The organism is Thalassotalea sp. SU-HH00458 (assembly GCF_040362795.1).
Lineage (GTDB): Bacteria > Pseudomonadota > Gammaproteobacteria > Enterobacterales > Alteromonadaceae > Thalassotalea_H > Thalassotalea_H castellviae.
Genome location: NZ_BAABWW010000001.1, coordinates 420,865 through 433,207, shown reverse-complemented (window position 1 = coordinate 433,207; position 12,343 = coordinate 420,865). Strand labels below are relative to the sequence as shown.

General features: G+C 38.4%; 12 protein-coding genes. 6 read left to right on the top strand and 6 right to left on the bottom strand.

Annotated features, from left to right (window positions below; genetic code table 11):
• Window positions 1–2: 2 nt before the first annotated feature.
• Both ABXH06_RS01935 and ribBA read left to right on the top strand, forming a co-directional pair.
• Window positions 3–665 carry a riboflavin synthase gene (locus ABXH06_RS01935; protein ID WP_353517089.1) on the top strand — a complete coding sequence of 221 codons (663 nt, stop codon included), beginning with the start codon at window positions 3–5 and terminating at the stop codon, window positions 663–665.
• Between the two features lie 22 nt (window positions 666–687).
• Entirely contained in the window at window positions 688–1,797 is a 1,110-nt protein-coding gene (gene ribBA, locus ABXH06_RS01930; RefSeq protein WP_353517088.1) for a bifunctional 3,4-dihydroxy-2-butanone-4-phosphate synthase/GTP cyclohydrolase II, read from the top strand.
• A gap of 80 nt (window positions 1,798–1,877) precedes the next feature.
• On the opposite strand, the gene ABXH06_RS01925 is transcribed toward ribBA, so the two are convergent.
• The 4 genes from ABXH06_RS01925 to ABXH06_RS01910 all read right to left on the bottom strand — a co-directional run bounded on the left by ABXH06_RS01925 (window position 1,878) and on the right by ABXH06_RS01910 (window position 6,782).
• Window positions 1,878–3,419, bottom strand: coding sequence for an amidase (locus ABXH06_RS01925; protein ID WP_353517087.1), 1,542 nt, complete (start codon window positions 3,417–3,419; stop codon window positions 1,878–1,880).
• Between the two features lie 320 nt (window positions 3,420–3,739).
• Window positions 3,740–5,602 carry a 1-deoxy-D-xylulose-5-phosphate synthase gene (gene dxs, locus ABXH06_RS01920; protein WP_353517086.1) on the bottom strand — a complete coding sequence of 621 codons (1,863 nt, stop codon included), beginning with the start codon at window positions 5,600–5,602 and terminating at the stop codon, window positions 3,740–3,742.
• A gap of 41 nt (window positions 5,603–5,643) precedes the next feature.
• Window positions 5,644–6,534, bottom strand: a complete 891-nt coding sequence (gene ispA, locus ABXH06_RS01915; protein WP_311578387.1) for a (2E,6E)-farnesyl diphosphate synthase — start codon at window positions 6,532–6,534, stop codon at window positions 5,644–5,646.
• The gene (locus ABXH06_RS01910; RefSeq protein WP_311578384.1) at window positions 6,534–6,782 is read right to left on the bottom strand and encodes an exodeoxyribonuclease VII small subunit; all 249 of its coding nucleotides are present in this window, start codon (window positions 6,780–6,782) and stop codon (window positions 6,534–6,536) included. Before ABXH06_RS01910 ends, ispA begins: the two co-directional genes overlap by 1 nt.
• A gap of 294 nt (window positions 6,783–7,076) precedes the next feature.
• Here ABXH06_RS01910 and pomA point away from each other — a divergent pair, with 294 nt between their 5' ends.
• From pomA to thiI, 3 genes are all read left to right on the top strand, one after another.
• Window positions 7,077–7,841 carry a flagellar motor protein PomA gene (gene pomA, locus ABXH06_RS01905; RefSeq protein ID WP_311578381.1) on the top strand — a complete coding sequence of 255 codons (765 nt, stop codon included), beginning with the start codon at window positions 7,077–7,079 and terminating at the stop codon, window positions 7,839–7,841.
• An 11-nt stretch (window positions 7,842–7,852) separates the two neighbouring features.
• Window positions 7,853–8,803 (top strand): flagellar motor protein MotB, encoded by a 951-nt coding sequence (locus ABXH06_RS01900; RefSeq protein ID WP_311578378.1) that lies wholly within the window; start codon window positions 7,853–7,855, stop codon window positions 8,801–8,803.
• Between the two features lie 141 nt (window positions 8,804–8,944).
• Entirely contained in the window at window positions 8,945–10,399 is a 1,455-nt protein-coding gene (thiI, locus tag ABXH06_RS01895) for a tRNA uracil 4-sulfurtransferase ThiI (protein ID WP_311578375.1), read from the top strand.
• A gap of 42 nt (window positions 10,400–10,441) precedes the next feature.
• On the opposite strand, the gene ABXH06_RS01890 is transcribed toward thiI, so the two are convergent.
• Together ABXH06_RS01890 and ABXH06_RS01885 are read right to left on the bottom strand one after the other, a co-directional pair.
• Window positions 10,442–11,359, bottom strand: coding sequence for a ketopantoate reductase family protein (locus ABXH06_RS01890; protein WP_353517085.1), 918 nt, complete (start codon window positions 11,357–11,359; stop codon window positions 10,442–10,444).
• A complete protein-coding gene (locus tag ABXH06_RS01885) occupies window positions 11,356–11,712 on the bottom strand; it encodes a VanZ family protein (RefSeq protein WP_353517084.1) in 357 nt (118 codons plus the stop codon). The genes ABXH06_RS01890 and ABXH06_RS01885 overlap by 4 nt, the downstream gene beginning before the upstream one ends.
• Before the next feature lie 122 nt (window positions 11,713–11,834).
• Here ABXH06_RS01885 and ABXH06_RS01880 point away from each other — a divergent pair, with 122 nt between their 5' ends.
• On the top strand, window positions 11,835–12,317 hold the full coding sequence (locus ABXH06_RS01880) for a YajQ family cyclic di-GMP-binding protein (protein WP_311578366.1): 483 nt from the start codon (window positions 11,835–11,837) through the stop codon (window positions 12,315–12,317).
• Window positions 12,318–12,343 lie beyond the last annotated feature (26 nt).

The window sequence follows — 12,343 nt, the reverse complement described above, 5'->3', positions numbered from 1 at the left end:
ACATGTTTACTGGAATTATTGAAGCGGTTGGAAAAATTAAACAAGTTAATATCAGTGGTGACGGCGCGCGCATAACCATTGATACACAATCGTTGGATATGAGTGACGTTAAACTTGGTGACTCTATTGCGACAAACGGCATTTGTTTAACTGTGGTGGCGTTTGATCAACATAGCTTTACTGCCGATGTTTCTAATGAAACATTAACTCGAACGGGCTTTGCGCATTACGGTGCTAATCAACAGGTTAATTTAGAAAAAGCCATGCTACCGACCACTCGTTTTGGTGGTCATATCGTCTCTGGTCATGTTGATGCCGTTGCGATAGTCAATTCGATAAAGCAAAACGGAAACAGTATTGAATACTGGCTCAGCATGTCAGAAGAAATTGCGCCTTATATCGCTGAAAAAGGCTCGATTACTATTGATGGCGTAAGTCTAACGGTAAATAGTTTAACGCAAGACCAATTTAGGCTGACAATTGTACCGCATACCAGTGAGCAAACTATTATGCCAAGTTATCAAGTTGGCAGTAAAGTGAATATAGAAGTTGACGTAATGGCTCGCTATATTGAGCGATTATTATTGAAAAAAAGTAATACCCAACAAGCGCCTTCTGGCGTAACAGAAGCTTTGTTAATACAAAGTGGCTTTCTTAAAGGTTAGAAAGAAAAATTAAGAGGAAATCATGAATTTACACTCTCCAAAAGAGATCATCGAAGATATCAAACAAGGTAAAATGGTTATCTTGATGGACGATGAAGATCGTGAAAACGAAGGCGATTTTATTATGGCCGCGGAGTTAGTGACTCCTGAAGCGATAAATTTTATGGCTACTCATGGCCGTGGCTTAATTTGTATGCCGATGTCCGTTGAGCACTGTAAAAAACTTAATTTACCGTTAATGGTCGATAAAAATGATGCGCAATTTTCTACTAACTTTACGGTTTCAATAGAAGCTGCAGAAGGCGTTACTACGGGTATTTCGGCTGCAGATCGTGCAACTACTGTGCTTGCTGCAATCGGTAAAGACGCTAATCAGCATTCCATTGTACAACCAGGCCATATCTTTCCTTTAATGGCAAAAGATGGTGGAGTGTTAAATCGAGCGGGTCACACCGAAGCCGGTGTAGATTTAGCTCGTTTAGCAGGGTTAGAAGCCGCAGCCGTGATTGTTGAAATTTTAAATGAAGACGGCACTATGGCACGTCGTCCTGATCTAGAAGTTATTGCTCAAAAGCATGGCTTAAAAATGGGCACGATTGCTGATTTAATTGAATATAGAAATGCTAACGAAACTACCATCGAACGTATTTCTCAATGTAAACTGCCAACGGCTTTTGGTGAGTTCGACTTAACAGTTTTTAAAGATACCATCGACGGTCAAGCGCATTTTGCCTTAACGAAAGGTGAAATTAACCCTGAGAAGCCTACGTTAGTTCGTGTTCATTTAGAAAATACTTTCCGCGATTTGCTTTTTAGTCAACGTGAAAGTGTTGCAAAATGGCCAATCGGCAATGCCTTAGAAAAAATTGGCCAAGAAGGCGGTGTATTGGTACTTCTAGGAAAACATGAATCACCAGAAGAGCTTATTGCGACGGTAACTAAGTACGCTAAATTAGATGCTGGTGAAACTGTGAAAGAAGTACAACGACACGTCGGTTCAAGAAATGTAGGTGTTGGCTCACAAATTCTCTCTAATTTAGGGGTAGGGAAAATGCGTTTGTTGAGCTCTCAAGTGAAATATCATTCGTTATCAGGTTTTGGGTTAGAAGTGGTTGAATATATTTCTGAATAATTGTTCAGCCAGAAAAGCTCACAAAAAAACACGAGTTTACTCGTGTTTTTTTATCTATTTACATTCGCGATAACATCAGCTTATTTAGGAATAAAGCTCGGCGGTTTTCTATGTTGTGTCGCTTGTTCATATGAAAAAGCGGCTTCAATTAATTTACCCTCTTGCAATTTACCCCCGATAAAAGAAATGCCAACGGGCAAGTGATGTACAAAGCCCATTGGAACGGTAATATGGGGATACCCTGAAATTGCTGCTGCACTCGATGCGGCACCTAAATAATGATCGCCGTTAATATGGTCTATTTTCCATGCTGGCCCTGTTGTTGGAGCTATCAGCAAATCTAAATTGTGCGTTTTAAGTAATAGATCTATGCCATTTTCTTGTGTCATTTTTTTTGAAGATGTTAGTGCCTCTAGATAGTCTTTATCTGTTAACGGACCTTTTTCATTGGCCATGATCATAATTTCTTGATCAAAGTAAGGCATTGCTAAACTTTTATTTTGCTGATTGTGGTTAATTATATCCGTCAGTGATTTAGGTAACCCTTTGGCGGTATTGGCTAAATACTTATTTAAGTCGTTTTTAAATTCATATAATAAAACCGTAAATTCTGCTTCGCCCCACTTCTCCATATTCTCAAAATTTGTGTTATCGACGATAATAGCGCCTTGAGCCTTGATGGTTTCAATAGCTTGCTCAAATTGCGCATCTAACTTTTTATGATACCCCATCAAGTTTCTCACAACGCCTATTCGTTTGCCTGATAATCCATCCGTTTTTAAATGAGAAAGGTAATCAATGACAGAAGAGTTTGCCTCTGGGTCTTGTGGATCTTCGGCTACCATAGCACTGAGTAATATTACCGCATCAGTTACCGTGCGCGCCATTGGACCTGCAGTGTCTTGACTATGGGCAATAGGGATAATGCCGCTTCGACTTACCGTACCTAATGTTGGTTTAATGCCTACTATGCCATTTATTGCGGAAGGGCAAGTGACTGAACCATCCGTTTCAGTTCCAACCGCAACCGTTGCTAAGTTAGCGGCAATTGCAACGCCTGAGCCCGAGCTTGATCCACATGGGGAGGTGCTTAGATCATAAGGATTGAGAGTTTGTCCGTGTAATCCGCTCCATCCGCTTGAAGAGGACGTAGAACGAAAATTTGCCCATTCACTTAAGTTAGTTTTTCCTAAAATTATTGCTCCCGCTTTTATCAATTGTGTGACAAAAAAGGCGTTATTTTCTGGAAAATTGTTAGCTAATGCATGTGATCCTGCGGTATTAGCCATGTTGTCTAGGGTATCTATATTATCTTTTAATAATACTGGAATACCATGTAATGGCCCAACAAAACCGCGCTTAATAAATTGTTCGTCTAACGATTTGGCTTGTTGCAAAGCATGTTGATTTAATTGTGATACAGCATTTAATGTCGCGTTGTTTTTATCAATTTTATTGATACGGTCAAGGTAAAATTGTACCAGTGCTACGCTGGTCAGTTGTCCGTTTTTCATTTGTTGATGAAGATCATTAATTGTCTGTGCATCTCTGATTTTAACTTGTGCAAAACAGAGATTACTGACGAAACATGTTACAAAGACCAATCCAAATAATTTGCGCATATGATAGAGCCAAATGATTACTGTAGTGGCTTTTATAACGTGAATTTTAGGCTTAGGTCTAGTGAAAATGTGGTAATGGAATAGATAAGCGTGGGCTGATGTGGAATTTTATTCTTACACTTGTCAGGAGTAACAGGAAAATCATTGGATTGATGACAAGAGATTCATCATTAACAGGGCAGATAAATAATCTATTTATGCTTTATCTCTTGGATGCATGTATATAAAAAATGCCTCATTTGTTAGGTGAAATCATTGTACCTAAATAGTGTGATTTACCACTATTTAGGCTTCATACATTACTCGATATGACAAATGTCTTACTGGGTAAATGCTTTTATTTTTTCAAGGATGCCCGTGCTGTCTAAGCCAAGTTCAAAGTGGATCTCTTGTTGAGTACCATGCTTGATGAAGGAGTCAGGTAAACCAATATTTAATACTTTAATGGCATGGGCTTGACTCAATACGTATTCATTCACAGCAGAGCCAGCACCACCTGCAATGGCATTATCTTCTACCGTGACTAAATAGGTGTGATTCTTAACTAAATCATCAATTAAGGTTTCATCAAGCGGTTTAACAAAGCGCATATCGACAACGGTTGCATTGATTGCTTCTGCTGCTTTGCTTGCTTCTGCTAACGTGGTACCAAAATTAACAATCGCAATATTTTTACCTTCAACAATGACTCGGCCTTTACCTATTTCAATCGTTTCATTTATGTCAGGTAATGCTTCACCTGTACCATTACCACGTGGATAACGCACGGCAGCAGGGCCCTGTGCTTTATGCCCGGTTGTTAACATTAATTGGCATTCACGTTCATTTGCCGGTGTCATGATCATCATATTGGGGATACAACGCATAAAGCTGAGATCAAATGCTCCTTGATGCGTTGGGCCATCCGCGCCAACGATTCCCGCTCTGTCTATAGCAAATAAAACCGGTAAATTTTGTATGGCGATATCATGAATTAATTGGTCGTAACCACGTTGTAAAAAGCTAGAATAAATTGCCACAATTGCGTTATGTCCTGCAATGGCTAAACCCGCGGCAAAAGTAACGGCGTGCTGCTCTGCTATCGCCACATCAAAATATTTTTCCGGGAATCTTTGGCTAAACTCTACCATGCCTGATCCTTCACGCATTGCTGGAGTGATAGCGACAAGTTTTTCATCTTGCTCTGCCGTTTTACATAACCAATCACCAAATATTTTTGAATAGGTTGGCAAGCTAGGCTTACTGGCGGGCAGACTCGTGTCATCAGGATTAAACTTAGGTACAGCATGATACTTGATAGGGTCTTGCTCGGCGGCGTGATAGCCTTTACCTTTTTTGGTGGCAATATGCAGTAATTGTGGACCTTTTAGGCTACGCATATTACTGATGGTGTCCACTAAACCATTAACATCATGGCCATCAATAGGTCCGATATAATTAAAGCCTAACTCTTCAAAAAAGGTGCTTGGTACAACCATACCTTTTAAATGTTCTTCCGCGCGACTGGCAAGTTCTTTGATTGGCGGAATATTTTTAAGTATGCGCTTACTGCCTTCTCTAATTCCGGTATATAAACTACCAGAAAGCATTTTTGCTAAATGATTATTTAATGCGCCAACATTTTCAGAGATCGACATTTCATTGTCGTTTAGCACAACTAACATATCTTTATGAATATCGCCGGCATGGTTCAATGCTTCAAATGCCATGCCAGCAGTCATCGCACCATCACCAATAACCGCAACTGTTTTACGATTTTTGCCTTCTTTTTCAGCCGCGACTGCCATGCCAAGCGCCGCAGAAATCGAAGTACTAGAGTGACCGACACTTAAAACGTCGTATTCGCTTTCTTCGCGCCAAGGAAAAGGATGTAAGCCATCTTTTTGTCTTATGCTATGCAGTTGGTCTCGACGTCCCGTAAGAATTTTATGAGGATAAGCTTGGTGGCCAACATCCCAAATAACATGATCAAATGGCGTGTTATACACATAATGTAAAGCAACGGTTAGTTCTATAGTGCCTAGCCCTGAAGCAAAATGACCACTACTATTACTAACGGAATTTAATAAATAACGACGCAATTCTTCACTTGCTTGCGGTAAGCTGGCTTGATCTAATTGACGTAAATCAGCCGGATAATTGATTTTCGAGAGTAAAGGGTAGTCGTTCAGGTTTATAGTCATAGTTATTATTTTCAGCAACTGTACTTGTACTTGGCAGCAACTTAGCTAGTTCTGCTAATGATAAAAGTCGCAAATTCCGATAGATTCTGTGTATTGTAAGGCAAATGATGTAAAGCTTGTAGTGCTTGTTGATATAAGTTGTCAGCTTTTTGCTGTGCACCCTGTAAACCAAGCAGTGCAGGGTAGGTACTTTTATTCGCTTCTATATCAGAACCTGCGGGTTTACCGAGTACTTCTTCGCTAGAAGTAATATCGATGATATCGTCACGCACTTGATAAGCTAACCCGATTAATTTAGCAAACGTTGAGAGTTGTTCTTTTTCTTGTTCGGTTATCTGGTGAGAACATTCCGCTGCCATTAATACTGATGCTTCAAGCAAAGCACCGGTTTTTAGCGTGTGTAGTTTTTCTAATTCATCTAAAGAAATAGTTTTGTTAGTTGCCGAAAGGTCAAGTGCTTGACCACCACACATACCTTGATAGCCACTAGCTTTTACTAACTGTTGGATCAGATGGATACGCTTGCTTGCAATCGCTGAGGAGAATGGGTGATTCGCTAAAATATCAAATGCTAAAGTTTGTAAACTATCGCCAGCTAAAATAGCCGTCGCTTCATCAAAAGCAATATGACATGTTGGCTTACCTCGCCTGAGATCATCGTCATCCATCGCAGGAAGATCATCATGTAATAAAGAATAAGCATGAATGCATTCTAATGCGCCAGCTATACCATCAAGGTCATTTTCACTGACGGATAAGGATTCGCCGGTAATATAAGCAAGGTATGGACGCATCCGTTTTCCGCCAATTAATAAACCATAACGCATCGCTTCAAGCAGTTTTGGATCATTAATAGGTAAACTGTCTAGTTTTTTTAGTAAAAACTGGTTCGTTCTTTCTTGAAAATATTCAAGCTGCGCTAGCTTAGTCACTACTGAGAGCTCTCATCATAATTAAAGTCTTCGAGTTTGCTTACGCCTTTATTGTCCATTAAAATTTGGACTTTTTGCTCAGCCTCTTTTAGTTTGGTTTGACTGACTTGGCTTAAACTAAGTCCTCGTTCAAATAAGGTCATCGAGTCTTCTAAACTTAACTCACCTTTTTCGAGGCTTTGGACAATATCTTCAAGCTCATTTAAAGAATCTTCGAAGCTTAAATTTTCAATTTTTTTACGTGCCATTAGGAAAAATATATCACTATTTTTATAGGTAACGCGCAAGTTACCTTAGCTCGTCTAATTGGTCAATGGCGCTTATTTTTATTCGATAAAAAAAATAATCTTCAATTGGGGTTAAGTTATTGACAATATGGACGATAATAACTGTATAACAAAGAAAAATACCAACTTCACTTTTCAACTTAATTACGTCGTTTATGTTTAGCTGAATTTAGTATTTGTATTCGCGTATCCTAAAACCTTGAGGTATTATCAATTTAAAGGTGTAGGATTTAGTAACATATTTTGGAGGCTTATGTGGATTTAGCTACGCTACTGGGAATATTAGGTGCCATTGGTTTTATTGTCATGGCAATGATTTTAGGTGGCGATATCAGCATGTTTGTGGATACTCAATCGGTTCTGATTGTATTCTGTGGTTCCTTATTTGTTGTTTTGTCTAACTATAATCTCGGACAGTTTTTCGGTATTGGTAAAATCATGGGCAAAGCGTTCATGTTTAAAATTGAACAACCTGATGAATTAATTGAGAAATCTGTTGAAATGGCGGATGCTGCTCGTAAAGGGGGGTTTTTAGCTCTTGAAGAAGCTGAAATCACCAATGCTTTTATGCAAAAAGGGGTTGATATGCTTGTTGATGGTCATGATGCCGATGTGGTGCGTGGCACATTACAAAAAGATATTAATCTCACTACCGAACGCCATGAAACGGGTATTGGTATGATGATGGCCTTAGCGGATGTAGCACCTGCTATGGGCATGATAGGTACCCTGATAGGTTTAGTTGCCATGTTATCAAACATGGATGATCCAAAAGCGATTGGTCCGGCAATGGCAGTTGCACTTTTAACAACTTTATATGGTGCATTTTTAGCGAACGTGATTGCCATTCCTATTGCGAATAAATTAAAAATTCGTTTAAGCGAAGAAAAGCTTAACCAAGAACTTATTTTGGATGCGGTGTTAGGTATTCAAGATGGTCAAAACCCAAGAGTCATTGAAGGTTTACTGAAGAATTATCTTGCTGAAGGTAAACGTAAAATTGACACTACCGAAGAGTAATTGAGGGATTTATGGCTGATCAAGAATGTAAATGTCCACCACCGGGGTTGCCAGCGTGGATGGGTACTTTTGCTGATTTGATGTCGTTACTGATGTGCTTTTTTGTACTGCTTTTATCTTTTTCAGAAATGGATGTTTTAAAGTTTAAGCAGATTGCCGGTTCAATGAAGTTTGCTTTTGGTGTGCAAAACAAAATTGAAGTCAAAGATATTCCTAAAGGCACTAGCATTATCGCGCAAGAATTTAGACCAGGTAAACCTGAGCCAACGCCTATAGAAGTAATTCAACAGCAAACCGTTGAAATGACGCAACAAATGTTAGAATTTCAAGCGGGAGATGAAACATCTGCCGGTGGTCGTCAAGAGCAACGAGGTACAGAACGCGGTGGTCAATCGCAAAGTACCGCTGATGAAATGTCAGCTCAAGCAATGCAAAAAGCAAAAGATGAGCTGGAACAAGCTTCGGAAGAACAAGTTAACGACTTAGCGAAAAAAATTGCACAACAATTAGAACAACAGATTCAAGATGGCGCGATAGAGCTGGAATCCTTAGGTCAACAGGTGATCATTCGTATTCGTGAAAATGGTGCCTTTCCATCTGGCTCAGCATTTTTACAGCCTAAGTTTAAGCCTATTGTGAGAGAAATAGGCGAGTTATTAAAAACAGTGCCTGGTGAAATCATGGTCTCAGGTCATACTGATAATCAAGGGATTAGCTCTGAGTTATTTACCTCTAACTGGGATCTATCGAGCAAACGTGCTGTAGCAATAGCTCACGAGTTAGTGAAAGTGCCGGGATTTGATGATTCGCGTATGTTAGTAGCAGGCCACGCAGACTCTCGTCCTTTGGTGCCAAATACCAATGCGCTAAACAGACGTCGTAATCGTCGTGTTGAAATATCGATCAATCAAGGTAAGCCTAAAGAAACCGAGCCATTTTCAGTGATTAAAAGTGATAATTAAGTAAGTAATTGAAAATTTAAGCTATTTAAAAAGATCTCAGTTGAGATCTTTTTTTGTGCGTCAAATTTTGTACATATCGCTAAGGCATAAGGTATAATGCGCGCCAATTATTTTCTTGGGTTTTCAACATCGGTATTATTTATGAAGTTTATTGTGAAGTTACAGGCAGAAATTGCGATAAAAAGTCGCCCTGTACGTAAGCGTTTTACCAAAATATTAGAGTCTAATATTAAAAACGTTTTACGCCGTGTTGATGAGCAAGTGACCACCAAGATTAACTGGGACAGTATTGAAGTTAATACTAAAAATCTTGATGAAAAAAATCGCGAACAATTAATTGAAACACTGCAATGTATTCCTGGTGTAGCTCAATTTATCGAAGTGAAGCGCACAGAATTTACTGATTTACATGATATTTTTGAGAAAACTCTCACGGTGCATGCCGATACAATTGCAGATAAAACTTTTTGTGTCAGAGCGAAACGAAATGGCGATCATGACTTTAGTTCACTACAAATTGAACAATATGTTGGTGGTGGTCTTAATCAAGCCGTAGAGAGCGCAAAGGTTAAGTTAAAAAAACCTGAAGTGACAATTAATTTAGAGGTTAAACATCAAGAGCTCTTTATCGTGACTCATAAGTTTAAAGGTTTAGGTGGCTTTCCTATTGCGACTCAAGAAGATGTTTTATCGTTAATGTCAGGTGGTTTCGACTCAGCGGTTTCCAGTTTTCAAATGATTAAAAAAGGGGCGCGCACGCACTTTTGTTTTTTCAACCTTGGTGGCTCTGCCCATGAAGTTGGCGTCAAAGAAGTTAGCCATTATTTATGGAATAAATTTGGCGCATCACATCGCATTAAGTTTTTTGCTGTTGATTTTGAACCGGTTGTTGCCGAAATTTTAGAGAAAATTGAAAACGGTCAAATGGGGGTTGTGTTAAAGCGTATGATGATGCGTGCTGCGGCAAAGGTCGCTGAAAAACGTGGCATCCAAGCACTGGTAACTGGTGAAGCCTTAGGGCAAGTATCGAGTCAAACTTTGACGAATTTAAATGTGATTGATCGTGTCACCGATACTTTAATTTTACGTCCTTTGGCGGCATATGATAAACAAGATATTATCGATATCGCCCGTGAAATTGGCACCGAAGACTTCTCAAAAACGATTCCTGAGTATTGTGGTGTTATTTCGAAAAAGCCGACAGTAAAAGCTGTTTTATCGAAAATTGAAGCAGAAGAAGAAAACTTTGATTTTTCTATTTTAGATCAAGTTGTTGAAGCTACTAGAATCTTTGATATTCGCGATATTGGTGATGCTGCGGAAGAAGAAATTCATGCTGTTGATGAGGTCGCTAATATTGGTGACAATGCCATTGTTCTTGATATTCGTAGTCCGGAAGAAGAAGACGAGAACCCGTTAGAATTAGACGGCGTAGAAGTAAAGCATTTACCTTTTTATAAATTATCAACGCAATATGGCGATTTAGATCAATCTAAAGATTATTTACTCTATTGTGACCAAGGGGTGATGAGTAAACTACAAGCACTTTATTTAATTGATAATGGCTTTAAAAACGCGAAAGTGTATCGTCCCTAAGTTACGCTTTTAGCAACAATTAACAGTCATTATTTAATGAAGCTAGGAGCTATATTCGGTTTCTAGCTTTTTTATTTGTTGCCACAGAGCCGTGTTATGCGGGGTTGATATGTGATATATCAGGCCTTGCTGATGAATAAAACCGTTAATATGATCGATTTCAGTTTTTCTACTGGTAAGGATATCACTGCGCATTGATGAACAGTTTAATGCCGTATTGTTTGCGACATTTAATACCGTTTGGATTAATTCGGTTAACGATAAAGAGACAGTATGCTTGCGCGCAATCATTACCACTTCATGTAAGATCCCTTCAATTTTTTGCTTAAATTTTATCTTGGTTACTTCACCATTATTGCAATTATTAATAGCGGTTAGTGGGTTGATCACGCAATTTATGGCGAGCTTAATCCATTGCTGTATTTTGATATCTTTTTGCCAAGTCACTAACGGTAAGGCTTTATCTAATGTATCTACTAATTTGATGCGTCTTTTTTCTGGAATATTACCCGCTATTAAACCTATATCACTCTTTCCTTCACCAGTATGAGTAATATTAAAATTATCATTTTTTAAACTACCATGTGTCATTAACATTGCAGCTATCGCTTGGTCACTGTTCAGTTGTACGTCGAATGATTGAACGTTTAGGAGGCCATTATGAGAGAAAATGAGAGTGGCATTTTTGTTAAAGAATGACTGATATTGCTGATGTGCTTGCTCAAGTGCATAAGCTTTTAAACAATAAATGATCAGCTCAGCTTGTTGTAAATGTTCATCACTTGCAAGGGCCAATATTTGTTGGTGTTGCTGTTGTTTGCTATCGGTAAATGTCATGCTGTTTGGTACATTGTTGACATTGCCTGAACATCGCAGAGTTACGTGATTATTCGCGCATTGGCTAAGTTTAAAATACCATAATAAGCCAATAGCACCTTGGCCAATAATAACAATATTCATCGTGGTTCTTTTTTAAGTAATGGACGTTTAAGCCAAACTATCGCCAAATAAAGTGAAATGCCGACAATATCTGCAATAAAGTCACTCATTTCACCCTTTCTAAAACCTAAATACATTTGACTTAATTCTGTTACGGCAGCATAAAAAATCATGCAAAGACAGATATTTAACAAAGGCAGTGATAAGTTTTTATGTAAAAACCAGGTTAAAAAATAAAAACCTAGAAAATGACCGATAGTGTCTAATTGTAAGCTTTGCTCAATAATAACGTGGAGATCAAAAGAAGCGAAGGTGAGTAACATTATCGTGAAGATAATAAGCAGTAAAATTATAAGAGGTTGTCTGGTTTTCATTACCAAATCATAACATGAGAATTTGACTACATGCTATGAGGATTATTAGTTTTTCAAAGATATACTTTTTGGTATTATAGCCTTCTAAACGTTGTGAATTAGTTAAGTTAAGCGAGAATAAAATGCCTTCAATGGATATTGTGTCAGAAATTAATATAGAAGAAGTTCGAAATGCAACTGAAAATGCCAGCAGAGAATTAAGTACCCGTTTTGACTTTAGAGGTGTTGAAGCTAGTTTAGAATGGAAAAAACCAAATGTTGTGGTGAAAGCTGAAGCGGATTTTCAAGTAAAGCAATTAGTTGATATGTTGAGATCGCAATTAACAAAACGTCAAGTCGATGCTAAAGCAATGACTGTTGGTGAGCCTGAATTTTCTGGTAGAAATTGTTCTGCAACAATTTCATTTAAAGAAGGCATTGAACAACCGGTTGCTAAAAAATTGGTGAAAATTATCAAAGATAGTAAGCTTAAAGTGCAAGCGTCAATTCAAGGTGAACAACTACGAGTGACAGGTAAAAAGCGTGATGATTTACAAGCGGTTATGCGCTTAGTTAAAGAGTCTGATCTTGAACAATCCTTTCAATTTAACAATTTCAGAGATTAACTGAATCGGTTAATCAAGTTTAATTG